This window comes from Pseudomonas sp. Sample_23, assembly GCF_004307595.1.
In the GTDB taxonomy this organism is placed as follows: domain Bacteria; phylum Pseudomonadota; class Gammaproteobacteria; order Pseudomonadales; family Pseudomonadaceae; genus Aquipseudomonas; species Aquipseudomonas atacamensis.
Map to the genome: position 1 here is coordinate 13,127 of NZ_RCNX01000087.1, position 19,930 is coordinate 33,056.

Genomic DNA, 19,930 nt, shown 5'->3' on the forward strand with positions numbered 1-19,930 from the left:
TCCCTCTCAAGAAATCAGTTTTTCCAGATCATCGAGGGATAGACGTTTGAGGGCCTCCAGTGATTTAGCCAATTCATCCTGAACGGGCGACATTTCGACGCGCAGCGCTTCAATCCGCGCGCAGAAATCCTTGAGCGTGTCGGTTTCGAACAACGCCTTGAGCGGCACCTTGTCGCCCAGACGTTCCTGCACCCGGGTCACCACCAGCGTCGCCAGCAACGAATGGCCGCCGAGCTGGAAGAAGTTGTCCGCCAGCCCTACCCGCTCGACTTCCAGCACCTCCTGCCAGATCGTCGCGACCTCCCAATGCAGATCGCTTTGTGGTGCCTGGTATTGCTCCTGCGTCGGGCTCTCGCCCAACGCCATCAGCGCCTTGCGATCGAGCTTGCCGTTGGGCGTCAGCGGGATCGCGTCGATCAGGTGCAGATGCCCCGGCACCATGTGCGCCGGCAAGCGACTGGCCAAGGCATTGCGCACCCGCTCGGCAAGCGTCGACCGCTCGCTGTCCGGCGCGGCGACGAGGTAGGCATGCAGGTGTTTGCCTGCGGCGCCGTCCTGCGCCAGTACCACCGCCTCACGGATATCGTCGAGTTCCAGCAGGCGTGCTTCGATCTCGCTGAGTTCGATGCGGAAGCCGCGAATCTTCACCTGATGGTCGGCGCGACCGATGTACTCGATGTTGCCATCGTCGCCCTGGCGCACCAGATCGCCGGTGCGGTACAGGCGCTCGCCGTTGCTCGCGTAAGGATTCGGCACAAAGCGTTCGGCGGTCAGCGCGGCACGACGCAGATAGCCGCGCGTCACCCCGGCACCCGCCAGGTACAGCTCGGCCGCCACGCCCTCGGGCAGCACCTGCAACTGACTGTCGAGCAGGTGCGCCACGGTGTTGTCCAGCGGCCGGCCAATGTTCGCCCGCCCCTGCGGCGTGCGCAGGGTGAAGGTTGAATAAGTGGTGTCCTCCGACGGCCCGTAAAGATCGTAGACCTGCTGCACCTGAGTGCTGGCGTAGAGGCTGTCGACCAGACCCTGCTTGAGCGGTTCGCCGGCCAGATTGATGGTGCCGACCGACGACGGAATCTGCCCGGCCCGTTGCAACGCGGCGATCGCCGACGGCACGGTATTGATCAGCGTTACCTCATCGCGCGCCGGCAAATCCGCCAGCGCCAGGGCGTTGTCGGCCAGCACCAGGCAGCCTCCGCAGGCCAGCGTGACGAAGATTTCCCACACCGAGAGATCGAAGCAGATCGAGGTCGAGGCCAGCACGCCGCGCAATTGTTCTTCGCGATAGACCCCAGCCGACCATTGAATCAGCGCCGACAGATTGCCGTGGCTGATTGCTACGCCTTTCGGTTTGCCGGTGGAGCCGGAGGTGTAGATCACGTACGCCAGATTGTCTGCCGCGAGGTTAACCAGCGGCGCAGTGGCCGGGTATTCGCTGGCGACGTTCTCGTCCACCAGCAGCACCTGCGCACTCAAGGTTTCGGGCAGCATCGCCAATGCCGCTGGCTCAGTGAGCAGCACCGCCGCGCGGCTGTCGTCGAGCATGTGCAGCAAGCGTTCCTGCGGGTAATCCGGATCGAGCGGTACGTAGGCGCCACCGGCCTTGAGGATCGCCAGCAAGCCGACCAGCATCTGCGGCGTGCGGCGCATGCACACGCCGACGCGCACTTCCGGCCCGACGCCCATGCCTTGCAGCTTGTGCGCCAGACGATTGGCCCGGGTATCGAGGTCTTGGTAAGCGATGGACTGCTCAGCGAACAGCACCGCGTTCGCCTGTGGCTGTCGCTGCACTTGCGCGGCGATGTGCGCCAGCACTGTGCGTTGATCCGGCGTGGTAACCGGCGCCTTGCCCCACTCGATCGCTTGTTGCTGTTGTGGCTCGGCGAGCAGTTGCAGCGCGCCCAGCGGCTGCGTGGCGTCGGCGAGGAACTGCTCGAGCAGGCCTTGCAACTGCGCACTCAACGCGCGGATCGCTTGAGCGTCGAAACTGGTCTGATCGTAGCTCACGCCCAGACTCAGCTCGCGGCCGGTGACCGCGACTAGCGTCAGCGGATAGTTGGTCTGCTCCTGCCGGCGGATTGCCGAGAACTTCAGGCCCGTCTCAGGGCCCTGCGCCAGTGCTTCAGCCATCGGGTAGTTTTCGAACACCAGAATACTGTCGAACAACGCCCCGGCACCCGTGCCGGCCCAGCGCTGAATGTCATACAGCGGCGTGTGCTCGTGCTCGCGCAAGGCCAGGTTGAGGTCTTGCACCTGTTGCAGCCATTGGCTGACGCCGATTTCCGGCGATGGCGCCGCCACCACCGGCAAGGTGTTGATGAACAGGCCGATCTGCTGCTCGACGCCCGGCAAATCGGTTGGCCGTCCGGCGACCGTCGCGCCGAACGCCACGTGATCCTGGCCTGTATAACGCTGCAACAGCAGCAGCCACGCCGCTTGTACCAGCGTGTTGAGGGTGACTTTCTGCTCGCGGGCGAAGCGGTTGAGATCGGCGGTCAGCGGCTCGCTGAACACATGCTGGTGATCGGCATAGCCGTTCGCCGCGTGCCTGACCGGCATGGCACTGGCCAGTCGCGTCGGCTGTTCAAGGTCCGCCAGCGCTGCGCGCCAGAACTGCTGACTGGCTTGCTGATCACGCTGGCCGAGCCATTCGATGTAATCGCGATAACGCCCCTGCCCTGCGCTCGGCACGATGCCGGCGTAACGTTGCAGCACTTCGCCGAACAACTGCGAAGTGCTCCAGCCGTCCATCAGGATGTGATGGCAGGTGTAGATCAGGTGATGAGTGTGCTCATCGATGCGCACCAACGTCACGCGCAACAGCGGTGCATCGAGCAGATCGAAGCCGTTATGCAGATCTTCAGTGGCGAGATGATCAAGCGCGACATCCAGGCCAGCGCGACCGCGCCAGTCCTGCACCTGCCACGGCATCTGCACGCGGCTGCGCACCACTTGCACCGGCGCGGCGGCATCCTGCGGCCAGACGAACGCCGTACGCAGAATATCGTGGGCTTCGAGGGTCTGCTGCCAGGCCTGGCGGAAGCGCTCGGCGTCGAGCTGTTCGACATCGACGCGCAGCTGATTGGTGTAGGCCGGGCTGTCCGGCTCGTTGCGGCTGTGGAACAGAATGCCTTGCTGCATCGGCGACAGCGGGTACAGATCGACGATGTCACGCGGCGCCATCGGCAATGCCGACAGCTGCGCCTGGGTCAGGTTGGCGAGGTTGAAATCCGAGGGCGTCACGCCACCGGCCGCGCTGTCGCAGCAATGTTCGATCAGGCGTTGCAGTTCGCGGCGATAAGCCTCGGCCAGCGCCTCGATGGTCTCGGCGCGGTACATGCCGCTGCCGAAGGTCCAGGTCAGTTCCAGCTCACCACCGAGAACCTGTCCGTCAACACTCAGCCAATTGCCCAGCGGCGCTTGCCCATCCTGATTGGCGCCGGTGCTGTCAGCGCTTGGCAGGAACAACGCGCCTTGCTCGGCGCTGAACGCGCCGTCGAACTGACCGAGGTAATTGAAGGTCACCCGTGGTTGCGCCAGCGTCTGCAACTCGGCAGCACGCGTGAGGTAACGCAGCACGCCATAACCGATGCCTTTGCCCGGCACCGCGCGCAGTTGCTCCTTGATCGCGCACAGCGACGCAGCGGGATTGGCCTGCGGAGTCAGGCGCACCGGGAACAGGCTGCTGAACCAGCCGACCGTGCGGCTCAGGTCGATGTCGTCGAACAGGTCTTCACGACCATGGCCTTCGAGCTGGATCAACACCGACGGCTGCTCGCTCCAGTCACACAGCACCCGCGCCAAAGCCGTCAGCAACAGATCGTTGATCTGCGTGCGATAAGCCGCCGGGGCGACTTTCAGCAGCTTGTCGGTCAGTGTCTGGCTCAGGCGCGTACTGGCGCGAGCGGCCTGGGCGCGGGTCTGGCTGTCCACGGCGAAATCTTGTGGCAGTGCCGCGTCTTCCGCCGCCAGGGTCTGGCGCCAATAATCGCGTTCGCCGGCAAGCGCTTCACTCTGCGCATAACGATGCAACTGCTCGGCCCAGTTGTGCAGCGAACTGCTCTGGCCTGGCAACACCGGCGCCGTCCCCGCCGCCAATGTCTGGTAAGCCTGCTGCAAGTCCTCCAGCAGAATGCGCCACGACACGCCGTCGACCACCAGGTGATGAATCACCAGCAACAAGCGCTGCTCGGCGTTCGGCAGGTTGACCAGCACCGCGCGCAGCAACTGCCCGCGTTGCAGATCGAGGCTGCGCTGCGCCGCGTCGGCCACGGCCGGCAAGGCATCGAGACTGTCCAGCTCGCGCAGCCAAAGCAGTTCGGCATCGCGCTGAGTCTGCGGCAACGCCTGCCAGCTATCGCCCGACTGCACAAAGCTCAAGGCCAGCGCTTCGTGCTGTTCGACCAGCGCCGCCAGCGCCTTACGCAAATGCACGGCGTCCAGCGCCAGGGTCGGTTGCAGCATCACTGACTGGTTCCAGTGCTGGCGCTGGGCAATCGGCGTCTCGAAGAAGCGCATCTGGATCGGCAGCAACGGCAACGGCCCGCGTGCCACTGGTGCCGCGACGGCAGCCGGTTTGGCTTCGATCAGTTTGGCCACAGCAGCCAGTTGGCCGATGGTCTGTTTTTCGAACAACTGCTTGGGGCTGAGCTTGATGCCCTGGCGCTTGGCCCGGGCGATGATCTGCAAGCTGAGGATCGAGTCGCCGCCCAGTTCAAAGAAGTTATCGCTGCTGCCGACTCTTTCGAGCTTGAGCACGTCGGCCCAGATCGCCGCCAGCTTCTCCTCGATCTCACCGACCGGCGCGACGAACTGCTGGCTGACCACGCCGGGCACTGGCAAGGCACGCTTGTCGAGCTTGCCGTTGGCAGTCAGCGGCAGCTTTTCCAGCAACAGCAACTGTGCCGGCACCATGTAATCCGGCAGCCGCGCCTGCAACTGCTCGCGCAGTTCCTGCGCCTGCACCTTCGCGCCCACTGCCGGCACGCACCAGGCCAGCAGTTGCAGGCGCGCCGGGTCGTCATCCAGTGGCAGCGCGAGCACGGCGGCTTCGCTGACACCGTCGAGGCTGAGCAACACCCGCGCGACTTCCGCAGGCTCGACACGGTAGCCGCGAACTTTGACCTGATCGTCGGCACGACCGATGAATTCCAGCGCCTGCTCGCGATTGCGCCGAACCCGGTCGCCACTGCGGTACACCCACGCGCCGGGGTTCCCAAACGGATCAGGCAGGAAACGCTCAGCGGTGAGCCCCGGCTGATTCAGGTAGCCCAGGGCTACGCTGTCGCCACCGATGTACAACTCACCGGCAACCTGATCGACCACCGGGTTGAGCACATCGTCGAGCACATAGACATGGGCACCGGCCAGCGCTGCGCCGATCGGAACACTGCGCGCCTGGGCGGCGAGTTCTTCGACCTCTTGGGTCAGCACGCCCACGGTGGTTTCGCTCGGGCCATAGTGGTTGATCAGACGACAGCCCGGTTTCAGTTGCTGCACACGCTCGACCAGCGCCGGCGAACAGGCTTCGCCGCCGACGATCAGCGCGTGTTCCGGCAGCACGTCGGCAGGCTTGGCCGCCTGCAACAGCGCGGCGAGATGCCCGGGGACGATTTTCAGCACGCCAACGCGATGGCAGGCCATGTATTCGGCAAAGCGATCCGGGTCGAAGCCGAGTTTTTCCGGCAGCACATGCAGCAGTCGGCCCGAGCACAACGCGCCGAACAGCACGGTGAAGCCAAGGTCAGCGGCGATGGTCGAGACCAGCGCCATGCTCGCCTCGGGCGCTGGCGCGAGACGCTCGAGTATGCCGCGCACGTAACTGCCCAGCGCGCCGTGGCTGACCAGTACGCCCTTCGGTTGCCCGGTGGAACCGGAGGTGTGAATCACGTAGGCCGGCGACTGCGCATACAGCGTCAGTTCAGGCGCGGACGTCGGCAGTGACTGCCATTGCCCCGGTGCAAACTCCAGACCCTGACAGTCCTCACCCGCCAATTTGCTGAGCCGTGCGTCGCCTTCAGCACCGATCATCGCCCGCGCCTGCGCAGCGCCGAGCATCTGTTGCAGGCGCGTGCTCGGCGCCTTGACGTCGAGCGGCATATACACCGCGCCAGCCTTGAGAATCGCCAATACGCAAGTCAGCCAGTCCAGCGAACGTTCCAGCAGCACCGCCACCGGATCGCCGACATTGACGCCCTGCGCTCGCAAATAATGGGCGAGACGATTGGCATCCTGATCCAGCGCCTGGAAAGTGATTGTCTGCTGTAGATCACGAGCGGCCAGCGCTTCTGGTTGCCGGGCCACTTCACGCGCCCAGTGTTGCAACACCGTTAACGCCGGTTCGCGTTGGCTGGCAAGCGCAGCAGGCCGTGGCGTCGCTACCATGTGCAATGGCGCCTGCGGCGAGTTGAGCAACTGGGTAAACAGATCCAGCAACATCGGTACAAAACCGGCGACCGTTTCCGCCCGGTAGAGATCGCTGGCGTAGGTCATCTGGCCGTGGATCAGCGCACCGTCGTCGGTGATGTCCAGGGCCAGATCGAAGTGCGTGCCGTCCTTGGCCAGCGGGTATTCACTGACGGTCAGGCCGGGCAAGGCCATCGAGCGCTGTTTCTGCATGCCGACGTTCTGGTTGAACTTGGCCTGGAACAGCGGGTTGTGGCCCAGGGTGCGTTCGGCGACCAATTCGTCGACCAGTTGCTCGAACGGCAACTCCTGATGTGCCTGTGCGCCGAACGCCGCTTCACGCACCTGCGCGAGCAAATCGGCGAAACTGCCGCGCTCATCGACCTGGCAACGCAGCACCTGGGTGTTGACGAAGAAACCGATCAGTCCCTCGACTTCGGCGCGGCCACGGTTGGCATTCGGCACGCCGACACGAATGTCGCGCTCGCCGGCCAGACGCGAAAGGAACAGCGAGAACCCCGCCAGCACCAGCATGAACAGGCTGATGCCCTGGCTGCGCGCAAAAACGTTGAGCTGTTGCGACAGGTCGGTGCCGAAATCAAAGCTCAGGGTCTGTCCTGCAAAGCTTTGCGTCAGCGGTCGGGCAAAGTCCGGCGCCACTTCCAGCAGCGGATGTTCGTCGCCTAACTGCTGACGCCAGTAGTCGAGCTGGCGCTCGCCCTCGCCGGCCTCCAGCCAGCGCCGCTGCCAGATCGCATAGTCGGCGTACTGCAACGGCAGCGCCGGCAGTTGCGGCTCGCGCTGCAGGCTGAACGCCTGATAGCACTGCACGAATTCCTTGACCATGACGTCCATCGACCAGCCATCGGAGACGATGTGATGCATGCTCACCACCAGCACGAACTCATCGTCGGCCAAAGCAAACAGGCTGGCGCGCAACAGCGGGCCGTGGCGCAGATCGAACGGTTGCGCGGTGACGTCTTGCACGTGTTGCGCGAGCACTTTTTCGCGCTCTTGCACGGCGACGCCGGTCAGATCAAAGCGTTCCAGTGCAATTTTCTGCTGCTCGAGAATCAGCTGATGCGCTTGATCGCCGTCGGTGTGAAACACCGTGCGCAACACTTCATGGCGCGCCAGCAGATGATCGAACGAGCGGCTCATGGCTGACTCATTCAGCGAACCTTTGAGACGCAAGCCAGCGGCCATGTTGTACGCGGCGCTGTGCGGTTCCAGTTGCCAGAGGAACAGCAGGCGTTGCTGGGCGAACGACAGGGGAATCTGCGCGCAGTCGTGGCGGCTGACCGGCAGCGGCAACAGGCTGAAATCCTTGCCCTCCTCGCGCAGCTTGGCGAGAAACAGCCGACGCTGTTCCAGCGGTAGGCCGACGAACCTTTTTGCAATACGTTCCGCCATCGTGCCGCTCATACTTCTTCTCCTTGCAAAGCATTCATGAACTGATCCATGTCGGACCAGTCGTCGTCGCCGCTCGCCTCGGCCAGTTGCCCGAGCACCTCGGCGAGATCCGCCAGCAGCGGTTTTTCGAACAGGCTGCGCAGCGGCAGCACCACGCCCATCTGCTCCTTGACCCGCGCAATCACCTGCGCGGCCAGCAACGAATGGCCGCCCAGTTCAAAAAAGTGATCGTCCAGGCCCACACGCGGCACGTGCAGCACCTCGGCCCAGACTTGCGCCAGACACTGCTCGGCTGGCGATTGCGGGGCGCGGTAATCGCCCTGCAACTGCGCCGGATCCGGCGTCGGCAAGGCCTTGCGGTCGAGCTTGCCACTCGGTGTCAGCGGCAGATTCGCCAGCAACAGCAGATGCCCCGGCACCATGTAATCCGGCAGGCTGGCTTGCAGCGCAGCGCGGGTCTGCTGACGGAAGGCCGTTTGCGTTGCCGCGCTGGCAAGCACCGCAGGTTCTGTCACCACGTAAGCGACCAGTTGCGCACCGCCGGCGAATGGCACCGCCAGCACCACTGCCTCGCGAACGCGCGGACATTGCTGCAGGCGCGATTCGATCTCGCCCAGTTCGATGCGGAAGCCGCGAATCTTCACCTGATGATCGACCCGGCCGACATACTCCAGCGCGCCATCGCCGCGCAGCCGCGCACGGTCGCCAGTGCGATACAGGCGCTGGCCGTCGGCAAACGGGTCGGCAATGAAACGCTCGGCGCTGAGGCTAGGTTGGCGCTGATAACCGCGCGCCAGCCCCGGCCCACCGATGTACAACTCGCCCACCGCGCCTTGCGGCAGCAGGTTCAGATCATCGTCGAGCACGTACAGACGCCGTGCTGCCAGTCCGTGGCCGATCGGCATGCCGCGCCACGACACGTCCTGTGCGGTCAGCGCGGTGCAGTCATGAATCGTCGAGACCACCGTGGCCTCGGTCGGGCCGTAGGTATTGAGCAGGCGCACATGGCCGAGCCCGGCCTGCTTCCACAGACGCAAGCCGTCCACCGCCATGGCTTCACCGCCGACGTGAATCTGCCGCAGCGCGCCGAAACTGGCCGGCGGTTTCGCCGCGTATTCCTGCACCAGCCAATACCAATAAGCCGCCGGCAGGTCGGCCAGAGTGATGCCCTGATCGATGATCACCTGATGCAGCGTCGCGCTGTCCCACAACGGCGCATCGCGCATGACCACGCTGGCGCCATGGCACAGCGGCGGGAAAAACTGCTCGACGAAACCGTCGAAGCTGCTGGTGGCGAATTGCAGAACCCGGTCGCCTTCGCGCAGATCGCTGTAGTCGATGGCGCGGGCGACGAACTCGCTCAGCGCGCCATGACTGACCGCCACGCCTTTCGGCCGCCCGGTGGAACCCGAGGTGTAGATCACGTACGCGAGGTTGTCGCCCTCGACCGTGACCGACAGATTGTCGCTCTGCCCGCTGGCGGGCAACTGCTCCAGACACAGGCACTCGATGCCGTCGAGCGGCGGCAGGCTGGCAAGGCTTTGCTGATCACTGAGCAACAGTTGCAAACCACTGTCAGCGAGCACATGGCGCAAGCGTTCGGCTGGGGTCTGTGGATCCAGCGGCACATAGGCACCACCGGCCTTGAGCACGGCCAGCAGCGCTACCGCCAATTCCAGCGAACGCCCCAGCGCGACACCGACCAGCACGTCCGGGCCGACACCCTGTGCGCGCAACTGATGGGCCAAGCGATTGCTTCGAACGTTTAGTTCGTCGTAGCTGAATACTGGTGCAGGGGCAGTGGCCAACAGCACCGCCGGCGCTTGCGCAGTCCGTGCGACCTGCGCTTCGAACAGGCTTTGCACGCTGGTAAACCGAGGCACTGGCGCAGTCGCTTGAATCAACGCTTGCCGCTCGCCCTCGGCGAGCATCGCCATCTCGCCGACCAACTGCTGCGGGTCGCGGCACACCGACTGGAGAATGTTGCGCCAATGCCCGGCCAGCGCGGCGATGGTTGCGGCATCAAAAATATCCGTGGCGTAAGTGAAGGCGGCAAACAGTTGCTCGCCCTCCTCGCGGGTGTCGAGCATCAGATCGCTGGTGGCTGCATGTTGCCGAGCGCTGCCGGCCAGTTGTTCCTCGCTCAGATAGCCCACGCGCAAGCCTGAAGCGAGTTGCGCCTGGTGCAAATCGGTGACCAGCGGCTGGTGATTGAACATCACTTGAAACAGCGGATTGTGGCTCTGGCTGCGCGCCGGTTGCAGGGCTTCGATCAGGGCGTCGAACGGCAGATCCTGATGGGCCTGAGCACCCAGTGCAGCCTGGCGCAGGCTCTGCAGCAGCTCGGCGAATGGCGTTTGTGCAGTGACCGCGCTGCGCAGGATCTGCGTGTTGACGAAGAAGCCGATCAGGCCCTCGGTTTCACTGCGGGTGCGGTTGGCGATCAGCCCGCCGACACGAATATCGGTCTGGCCGCTGTAGCGATGCAACAGGGTCTTGAACGCCGCCAGCAACACCACGAACAACGTCACGCCCTGACGCTGGGCAAGGTTTTTCAGCTCTTCGCGCAAGGCCGCGTCGATCACCGTTTCCAAGCGTGCGCCCTGATGGCTGGACTGCGCCGGATAGGCCCGATCGGTGGGCAACTCCAGCACTGGATGTTCGTCGCCCAGTTGCGTGCGCCAGTAGTCCAGTTGCCGCTCGCGCTCACCGGCCTCCAGCCAGCTGCGCTGCCACAGTGCGTAGTCGCGGTAATGCACGGTCAACGGCGCCAGCGTCGGTTCACGCCCGGCGACCAGCGCGTCGTAAGTGCGCATGAATTCGTCGATCAGAATGTTCATCGACCAGCCGTCGGCGATGATGTGGTGCAGGGTCAGCAGCAGCACGTGTTCCTGCGCGGCCAGGCGCAACAGCCGCAGACTCAGCAGCGGGCCGTTCTGCAGGTCGAAGGCCTGGGTCGCCTCGGCCATCATGTGCTGCTGCGCCAGCGGCAAGCGCTGGGCTTGGGGCAACTCGCTCAGGTCAGTCACGGGTAGTTTCAGTGGCTTAGGTTCGGCCACACGCTGGAAGGCCCGCTCGCCATTTTGGCCGAAGGTGGTGCGCAAACATTCGTGGCGCGCCGCCAGACGGCTGAAGGCTTGCTCCAATGCTTCGACTTGCAGATCGCCATCCAGACGCACCGCCATCGGCAAGTTATAGGCTGCGCTGGTCGGCTCCAGTTGCCAGAGAAACCACATGCGCTGCTGCGCGTAAGACAGGCCGTCACGCTCGGCGATGCCGTCGCAGGCGGTCATTGGAAGCTGCGCAAAATCGATGCCCTCGCGGGCCATGCCGGCGAGGAACAGACGGCGTTTGTCCTGGGGCAATTCGATAAAGCGGCGGGCTAGTTTCTGTGCGTCTGCGGCATTCATGCGTGGAGTCCTTGCTGATCGGCGGCGTGACCTGGAGACCCGGTCGTATCAACAAGAACGAATGGCCCGCGCGATGATTTAGCGCGCCAGCGGCATTCACGGCCCGACGGTACAAAGGCCAGACAGACAAATGCCGAAGCCGGTACAGGCCCGGATTCGGCATTTGAGTTGAAGAGTGGCGAAGCGCCTAACGCACGTCCTGCGAATGCCCCTCGGCCATCGCCACGATGACTTTGCGCGGCCCTTCGAACGGTGAGCGCGCGTGAGCCGAAAGCATGTTGTCGAGCATCAGCACATCGCCCTCCTGCCAGGGGAAACTGATCGCACAGTCGTCGAGCACCGCACGAATCTGCGCCAGCACTTCGTCTTCGATCGGCGAGCCGTCGCCGTAGTAGACGTTACGTGGCAGGTCTTCTTCGTCAACGATGTCGAGCAGGCTTTCGCGCACGTCCGCTGGCAGGTTGGAGATGTGAAACAGGTGCGCCTGATTGAACCAGACGTGGTCGCCGGTCACCGGGTGCACCGCCACCGCCTGACAGGTCTGCCGCGTGCGCAGCTCACCGTCGTCCTTCCACTCGCAGACAATGCCGTGGGCCTTGCAGTAGGCCTCGACGACTTCGCGGTCTTCGGTGTTGAACACGTCTTCCCAAGCGACATCGAGGCCATTGCCAAAGTTGCGCACGTACATCAGGCCCTTGCTGACGAACCGCTCGCGGATCGCCACGGGGATGCGCCGGTAGACTTCGCGGCTGTCGGCAATCGGCGTCTCGCCTCCGGACCTGGCAGTGATCATGCTGTAGAACCAGATCTTCATCGGCCAGTCGCGGGAATAGGCCTGCTCGTTGTGCAGCGGAATGCTCTGGTGCGCCGGGTATTCGGTGGAGGTGTACACGCCTTGAGTGACGTTGGTGCGCGGCGTCGAGCCGAACTCGTAGTTCAGCAGCGGATGGCCGAAACTCGCGGCGAACTGGCGGAACTGCTCGGCGCCATCGAGGCGAAAACCGCGAAATAGCACACCACCGTCGCGCAGCAGATGCTCGTCGACCAAGGCCTTCAATTCATCGAATACCGCCAACAGATCGGTGTCGGCATCGCCCGCCTCGACCAACAGCGGCAAACGTCCGCGCTGCGGCAGCAACGGCCGCACGGAAAACCCCAGAGCAACAGCCATGACTGGCCTCCTGAAAATGATAGATGAGGCGCGTCTCAGAACGCCGGTTGCGCCGCCTGTGCAAGGCGTCGGTGATGCACTTCCAGATGGGTCTTGATCGTGCGAATGACCCGCGCTTCATGTTCATGAATGAAGAAATGCCCGCCGGTCATCATGTCCACCGAGAAACTGCCCAGGGTCTCTTTGCTCCAGCCGATCAGTTGTTCGGTGGTGGCGCGGTCTTCCTTGCCACCGAGCACGTGCACCGGGCAATTGAGCAGGGGCCGCTCGGCAGGCGTAAAGCGGCCGCACATCATGAAATCGGCGCGCAGCACCGGCAGGGTCAGGCTCATCAGCTCTTTATTGGCGAGGACTTCTTCGCTGGTGCCTTGAAAGGTGCGCAACTGTTCGATGAGTTCTTCATCACTGCGCGGTTCGGCAAAGCCGCGGTCGTAGTCGCTGCGCATGGTCGGTGCGGCGGTGCCGGAGGCGAACAGCGCCAGCGGCTCCGGCACACCCGACTCGCGAAAGGCATGGGCCAGTTCGCAGGCGAGCAACGCACCGAGGCTATGCCCGAACAACGCATACGGGCCTTGCAGCCCCGGCTTGTGCTCGCGCGCCAGTTGCCGCGCCAGTGCGCGCATGTCGGTTTGCAGCGGTTCATCGAACCGCGCGCCACGCCCCGGCAGTTCCACCGGTTGCAATTGCAGCCACGTCGGCAGTTGACGCCGCCAGCGGCTGTAAACCATGGCGCTGGCGCCCGAATAGGGCAGGCACAGCAATGTCAGCTTGGTCACCGCGCTTTCCTTGAAAAATGTGTCTGCAAGAAAGACGGATCACTCGCCGGACAAATTAGTCGCCCGGCCGCTAAATTCCCCCGCCAGCCGCTCGTTGCCTGTTCAGGAAAAAAACAACAATCGCGAGGGAATCACCGTGGACCTGCAGAGCATTCTGGGAAAGTTGTTCGCCAACGCCGGCGCGGTCGGCATCGAGGGGGTTTTCCAGTTCATTTTCAGCGCGCAGCAGGCGTACTGGTACGACATCAAGACCAGCCAGCGCACGGCAGTCGGGCGCCACCCGCGTCCGGACGTGACCATCGAAGTCGCGGAAAAGGATTTTCTCGGGATCATGGCCGGCGTGGTCAACGTCGAGGAACTGTTCGCCAGCGGTCGCTTGAAGATTGGCGGCAACATGGGCCTGGCGACGATGTTGCCGCAGATCATCGACCACGCCCGCCAAGGTGGCGGCACGGTGGAAAAGGTCGACATGAACAAGCGCTACCCGACGCCGCCACGCTTTAGCGAAAAGCTCACTGCCGCGCTGCCTCGCCAGACCAGCGTCGAACGCCGTGTGCGCGCCGAGTTGAGCCGGCACGAATTCGAAACCCGTTATCTGCCCAACGGCATTCCGCTGGTGATCAGCAATGCCCTGCACGACTGGCCGTTGTTCAGCCTGAGCCGTGAGGAATCGCTGGTGCATTTCGCCGAACTGCAAGGCATCACCCGCCATGGCGATTATGTGAAGAAGACCTTTTCCACCGAGCGTGATTTCCGCTCGACCTCGATGGCCGAATTCATCGCCTCGCTGGACAGCCCGGCGGTCAAAGGCGCGGATGGCGAGCCGCCGGCGTACATGGGCAACAACATCCTGCCGGCGCAATTGTTGCAACAGATCCAGTACCCGCCCTACTTCGACACGTCGTTGTTCATTCCGCCACGTATCTGGATCGGCCCCAAGGGCACGCTGACGCCGTTGCACCGCGATGACACCGACAACCTCTTCGCCCAGGTTTGGGGCCAGAAGAAATTCACCCTCGCCGCGCCGCATCACCGCGAAGCGCTGGGCACCTGGTCGACAGCGCCCAAGGGAGGCCTGGATGGCTGCGATTTCAACCCGGACGCGCCGGACTATGAACGTTTCCCGGCAGCGCGGGAGGTGACGTTTTTGCGGGTGACGCTGGAGGCTGGGGATCTGCTATTCCTGCCCGAGGGCTGGTTCCATCAGGTGGAGTCGGTGTCGACGTCGCTATCCGTCAACTTCTGGATCAACTCAGGACGAGGCTGGTAACACTGCAAAATAACTGTGGGAGCGAGCCTGCTCGCGAATGCGTTGTATCAGGTATGAAGATATTTACTGACACACCGCCTTCGCGAGCAGGCTCGCTCCCACAGTGGAATTTCATTTCAAGTGACGGAAACTTTGGAACGCTGAAATCAGCACCACCGCCCCCGCCGCAATCGCCAGCCAGAAGCCGCTACGCGCGCCAAACGCATCCACCAGCGCGCCGGAACCGGCGGCGCCGATCGCCACGCCGATGCTCAGCCCGGTCACCAGCCAGGTCAGGCCTTCAGTCAGTTTGGCCGGCGGCACGATGCGTTCGATCAACGCCATCGCCACAATCAACGTCGGTGAAAAGAACAGCCCGGCGATAAATACCGCGATCGACAAGCCAAGGATGTTGCTCGCCAAAAGCAGCGGCAGCGTGGTCACCGCCGTCGCCACGCCGCCGTAGAGAAACAGGCGCGGCAACGGCAGTTTCGAACGCATGGCACCGAAGGCGATGCCGGCCAGGCATGAGCCGATCGCGTACACCGACAAAACAATACTCGCCGCTGCCGGCTGGCCCTGATGTTGAGCGAAAGCGACGCTGACCACATCGATGACTCCGACGATCACGCCCATCGCCAGCATCAACGCCAGCAGCCATTGCACGTCGGTCGAGCGAATGATCGAGCCCTGATGCTGCGACTCCTGCACGTGCACGGGCGGCTCGGTGCTGCGCTGGGCGACAAACGCCGTCACGCCGATGGCCAGGGCCAGCAGCGCCGCCAGCGGCCCGGCCTCGGGAAACACCGCGACCGACAGGCCCACCGACAGCGGAGGCCCGACGATAAAACACACTTCGTCGAGCACCGACTCCAGCGCATACGCCGTCTGCAATTGCGGCTGGCCACGATAGATCTCGGTCCAGCGCGCCCGCACCATCGCCGACATGCTCGGCATGCACCCGGCCAGCGCGGCGAACACGAACAATGTCCAGTTCGGCGCCTGCAAACGCGTGCACAGCAGCAACATCAATAACCCGCCGCCACCGGTCAGCGCTGCGATCGGCAGCACCCGCCCCTGCCCATAACGGTCCACCAGCCGCGATACCTGCGGCGCGCAAAACGCCGTGGCCAAGGCAAACGTCGCCGCCACCGCCCCCGCCAGCGCATAACCGCCGTTCAACTGCGCAAGCATTGTGATGAGGCCAATGCCGGTCATGGAAATCGGCATGCGCGCCAGCATCCCGGCCAGTACAAACGCACGGGCACCGGGGGCGGAGAACAATTCGCGGTAGGGATTTGCCATCGATTGCAGCCTCATCAGGGGCGGCCAAGTTGCCATAGCCTTGAATGCCGTGGAAGCGTGCAATTGTTAGCGGACTGTGAAGGCCCCTTCGCTCGCACATTCGAAATGCCGTCCCCTGTGGGAGCGAGCCTGCTCGCGAAGGGGCCAGCGCAATCACCGCTTCCAGCAAATGAACTCTCAGCGTCTGCCATCAGTCAGCTACTTAAGTCTCTGGAACCAAGGCGCGAATCGTCATGCAGATTTCCCTCGCTCATCAGGTGGCGCTGGTCACGGGTGCCAGCTCCGGCATCGGCCATGCCGCCGCCAAAGCACTCGCTGCGGCCGGCGCTGCGGTCGTAATCAACTACAACAGCAGCGCCGAACCCGCCGAAGAACTGGCTGCACAGATCAACGCCGAAGGCGGCAAGGCCCTCGCCATCGGCGCGGATGTTTCAAAAGAAGAAGATGTCGAGCGGCTGTTCGCCGAGACCGTCGAAGCCTTCGGCTCGCTGGACATTCTGGTGGCCAATTCCGGCCTGCAAAAAGACGCTGCCGCCGTGGACATGACCCTCGACGACTGGAACACGGTGATCGGCGTCAACCTCACCGGGCAGTTCCTCTGCGCACGGGCGGCGTTGCGGATTTTCCAGCGTCAGGGCGTGCGCGAAGGCGTGTCGCGCGCGGCGGGCAAGATCATTCACATGAGCTCGGTGCACCAGCGCATTCCATGGGCCGGGCATGTCAATTACGCGGCATCGAAGGGCGGCGTCGATCAGTTGATGCAGAGCCTCGCTCAGGAAGTCAGCCACCAGCGCATCCGTATCAACAGCATCGCGCCCGGTGCGATCAGCACGGCCATCAACACAGAAGCCACTGAAGGCGCGGCCGGCGAAAAACTTCTTGAGCTGATTCCCTATGGACGCATTGGCGATGTCGAGGATGTTGCCAACGCAGTGGTTTTCCTCGCTTCCGACCTGTCCGATTACATCGTCGGCACCACCCTGTTCATCGATGGCGGGATGAGCCTCTATCCGGAGTTTCGCGGCAATGGCTGAGCCTGAAGTGGAACAACAAAGTCCCATCGGTGCCCACGGCATCATCGGCGACATGCGCAGCGCCGCACTGGTCAACGACAAGGGCAGCGTGGATTTTTTCTGCTGGCCGGAGTTCGACAGCCCGACGATCTTCTGCTCGCTGCTCGACACCCCTGAAGCAGGGATTTTCCAGCTCGCGCCGGACTTGCCGGATGCACGCCGGGAACAGATTTATCTGCCCGACACCAACGTCTTGCAGACCCGTTGGCTGAGCGAACACGCGGTGGTGGAAATCACCGATCTGCTGCCCATCGGTGACGATGTCGACGCCCTGCCCCTGCTGATGCGCCGGGTGCGCGTAGTCAGCGGCTCAGCAACGTTCAACCTGCGTTGCGCAGTGCGCCACGACTATGGTCGCGCCGACACCCGGGCAGAGATCGACGCAAAGTACGTGACGTTCCACGCCGCTGGCCAGCCGTCGATACGCCTGGCTTCAGATCAGCCACTGCAGATCGACGCGCAAGCGGCCGTCGCGCAATTCACCCTCGAGCACAATGAAACCGCCGCATTCATGCTCGGCGGCAGCGACGACCCACGCTTTGCCGAAGGCGCCGCCGAATTGTGCATGGAGCGCACCCTCAAATACTGGCGTGGCTGGATCGGCCAATCCAACTATCGCGGGCGCTGGCGGGAAATCGTCAATCGCTCCGCCCTCGCCCTGAAACTGCTGACCTCACGCCGGCACGGTGCAATCCTCGCCGCTGCCACTTTCGGCCTGCCGGAAACTCCCGGCGGCGAGCGCAATTGGGATTACCGCTACACGTGGATCCGCGATGCCTCGTTCACCGTTTACGCGTTCATGCGCCTGGGCTTCGTCGATGAGGCCAACCATTACATGCAGTGGCTGCGCGGACGGGTCAGCGATTGCTGCGGCAAACCGATGAAACTCAACATCCTCTATGCCATCGACGGTCAGCAGGAATTGCCGGAAACCGAACTCACGCACCTGTCCGGTCACGGCGGCGCGCAACCGGTGCGCATCGGCAACGGCGCTTATGACCAAATCCAGCTTGACATCTTCGGTGAGCTGATGGACGCCGTGTATCTGGTCAACAAGTACGGCGACGCAATTTCCCACGAAGGCTGGCGGCACGTCGGCGAAGTGGTCGATCAGGTCTGCGAAAACTGGCAGAGCGAAGATGTCGGCATCTGGGAAATGCGCGGTGAGACCCATCATTTCCTGCACTCGCGGCTGATGTGCTGGGTGGCGCTGGACCGTGCCATCCGTCTGGCTTCCAAGCGTTCGCTGCCGGCACCGTTCGCCCGTTGGGACCAGACCCGGCAAGCGATCTACACCGACATCTGGGACAATTTCTGGGATGAGGAACGCGGGCACTTCGTCCAGTACAAGGGCGGCACCGCGCTGGACGGCTCGATGCTGCTGATGCCTTTGGTACGCTTCGTCAGCGCCAAGGATCCGCGCTGGCTGTCGACTCTGGAAGCGATCGAAAAAACCCTGGTGCGCGACGGCATGGTCTATCGCTATCGCAACGAAGACGCCAACATCGATGGCCTCAGCGGCACCGAAGGCGCGTTCGCCGCGTGCTCGTTCTGGTATGTCGAATGCCTGGCCCGCGCCGGCCAGGTGGAAAAAGCCCATCTGGAGTTTGAGCAGTTGCTGCGTTATGCCAATCCGCTTGGGCTGTATGCCGAAGAGTTCGACAGCCATGGGCGGCACCTGGGCAACACACCGCAAGCGCTGACGCATCTGGCGTTGATCAGTGCGGCGAGTTTTCTTGATCGCAAGTTGAGTGGCGAGAAGAGTTCCTGGCAGCCATAGCGTTGAGCGCTTTTTCGCCAGCGCTTGTCAGACCGATCTCTGATCGACAGGTATGTTTCCACAACGGGCCTGCATGCCAGACAACTGGCTCAGGCCCATCCCCGTCGTCGAACCCGTGCGCCGTTTACGTCTGGCGACAGTCTGTGTAAAAACCGCGTCTCAAAAACTACTCACGTCACGTTGAAACACTTCGCGCAACGTACGCTTACACGCCGAAATACCTTGTTGCCAGCCGAAACATCCACCCCTACCATCCAACGCAACGGGCACAGCGGAGCTGTCCAACCACCCCCGAATTCAAGGAAGCGGAATGCCTCACCACGTCCAGCGCAACATCGACTCCCCTCCTCGCACCGGGCTGAGCCGCACCCAGCTCTGGGAAGCCGCCGACAAGGGCTTGATCAAATGCTGGGAAATCGGCCGCCAGCGCGCCGAACGCTTTCCCGAACTGGCCCGGCGCTGCCTGGCCGGCGAATTGCCGGTGCTTGGCTGGAAGGGTGGCGTCAGTCGCAGCCTGAAGAAAAACGAGAAATACGGCTCACTGAAATATCTGGCGCAGTGGCAGGGACTGCGTGGCGAAGATCTGGATATCGATCTGGCGCAGGAGCGTGCGCTGACGTGCTCACGGACGAAGATGAAGGTGACGTTTACGCCGGATCGGACGAAGTATTTCAATCAGGTCGCGGAGCTTGAGGCTTAGCCGTGCGGAAGTCCGGGCGGTAGCAATCCGGGTACAGGGCACAGACGCCGTACTGGGCGTCCAGATCGGCCATGTGCTGGTAGAACTGCTCGATTTCCCAAAACGTTTCATCCGCAACGGTCATCAGGTAGAAGTAACTGAGCTGATGGTCATTGGGCAGCACCAATGGAAACTCTGCCAGCGCGTCCATCCTCGGCGCATTAGCCAGCGCCGCGAGCATTGGCGTCGGTGCCAGGGATAATTGCTCGAAGTACTTCTGCTTGTATGCCGCCAGACCTATGGCTTCACCTTTTGCTCTGGCATCGATAAGTTGCGCAAGGTTTGCACGGCGCTGCTCCCAGTACGCCGCCGGCAGGTCTACATTCATTTGTTGCTTATGGCTGGCCAATGCCTCATCGGCGCTGAGCTGGCGTTGCGGTTCGCCCGGCACGGTGGCGGATCGTGCGTCCAACGCCTTGAAGGACAGCATGATCGTCGACTTGGCAAACATGCGCTCCATCAGTTCACGGCGCTGCGGGGTGTCCGGCAATGCCGGTAGCGGCGATGCGCAACCGGTCAGCATCACGACAAGTGCCAACATAACAAGCAGCGTTTTGAGTGACATGTATCGTCCTTGAAGCCAGTCGACAGAATGAGCTGCGCAGTCTA

General features: G+C 63.1%; 10 protein-coding genes. 4 read left to right on the forward strand and 6 right to left on the reverse strand.

Translation table 11 applies throughout. The features are described from left to right. Positions 1 to 6: 6 nt before the first annotated feature. The 4 genes from D8U82_RS23520 to D8U82_RS23535 all read right to left on the reverse strand — a co-directional run bounded on the left by D8U82_RS23520 (position 7) and on the right by D8U82_RS23535 (position 13,175). Positions 7 to 7,830: a non-ribosomal peptide synthetase gene (locus D8U82_RS23520; protein ID WP_130903084.1), complete on the reverse strand. Its 7,824-nt coding sequence runs from the start codon at positions 7,828 to 7,830 to the stop codon at positions 7 to 9. After that, the gene (locus tag D8U82_RS23525) at positions 7,827 to 11,228 is read right to left on the reverse strand and encodes a non-ribosomal peptide synthetase (protein WP_130903085.1); all 3,402 of its coding nucleotides are present in this window, start codon (positions 11,226 to 11,228) and stop codon (positions 7,827 to 7,829) included. Before D8U82_RS23525 ends, D8U82_RS23520 begins: the two co-directional genes overlap by 4 nt. A 187-nt stretch (positions 11,229 to 11,415) precedes the next feature. Next, on the reverse strand, positions 11,416 to 12,399 hold the full coding sequence (locus D8U82_RS23530; RefSeq protein WP_130903086.1) for a TauD/TfdA family dioxygenase: 984 nt from the start codon (positions 12,397 to 12,399) through the stop codon (positions 11,416 to 11,418). Between the two features lie 35 nt (positions 12,400 to 12,434). Next, the gene (locus D8U82_RS23535; protein ID WP_130887030.1) at positions 12,435 to 13,175 is read right to left on the reverse strand and encodes an alpha/beta fold hydrolase; all 741 of its coding nucleotides are present in this window, start codon (positions 13,173 to 13,175) and stop codon (positions 12,435 to 12,437) included. 136 nt (positions 13,176 to 13,311) lie between these two features. Here D8U82_RS23535 and D8U82_RS23540 point away from each other — a divergent pair, with 136 nt between their 5' ends. Beyond that, entirely contained in the window at positions 13,312 to 14,445 is a 1,134-nt protein-coding gene (locus tag D8U82_RS23540) for a cupin-like domain-containing protein (RefSeq protein ID WP_130903087.1), read from the forward strand. A 111-nt stretch (positions 14,446 to 14,556) separates the two neighbouring features. On the opposite strand, the gene D8U82_RS23545 is transcribed toward D8U82_RS23540, so the two are convergent. Further along, positions 14,557 to 15,729 carry an MFS transporter gene (locus tag D8U82_RS23545; protein WP_130903088.1) on the reverse strand — a complete coding sequence of 391 codons (1,173 nt, stop codon included), beginning with the start codon at positions 15,727 to 15,729 and terminating at the stop codon, positions 14,557 to 14,559. Positions 15,730 to 15,962: 233 nt separating this feature from the next. On the opposite strand from D8U82_RS23545, the gene D8U82_RS23550 reads away from it, so the two are divergent. From D8U82_RS23550 to D8U82_RS23560, 3 genes are all read left to right on the forward strand, one after another. After that, positions 15,963 to 16,763, forward strand: coding sequence for a glucose 1-dehydrogenase (locus D8U82_RS23550; protein WP_125918444.1), 801 nt, complete (start codon positions 15,963 to 15,965; stop codon positions 16,761 to 16,763). Further along, a complete protein-coding gene (locus D8U82_RS23555; RefSeq protein ID WP_130903089.1) occupies positions 16,756 to 18,582 on the forward strand; it encodes a glycoside hydrolase family 15 protein in 1,827 nt (608 codons plus the stop codon). The genes D8U82_RS23550 and D8U82_RS23555 overlap by 8 nt, the downstream gene beginning before the upstream one ends. Positions 18,583 to 18,892: 310 nt before the next feature. Further along, entirely contained in the window at positions 18,893 to 19,282 is a 390-nt protein-coding gene (locus D8U82_RS23560; protein WP_130903090.1) for a hypothetical protein, read from the forward strand. Here the strand turns inward: D8U82_RS23560 and D8U82_RS23565 are convergent. After that, positions 19,254 to 19,862, reverse strand: coding sequence for a hypothetical protein (locus tag D8U82_RS23565; protein WP_241664190.1), 609 nt, complete (start codon positions 19,860 to 19,862; stop codon positions 19,254 to 19,256). The genes D8U82_RS23560 and D8U82_RS23565 overlap by 29 nt on opposite strands. Between the last annotated feature and the right edge of the window lie 68 nt (positions 19,863 to 19,930).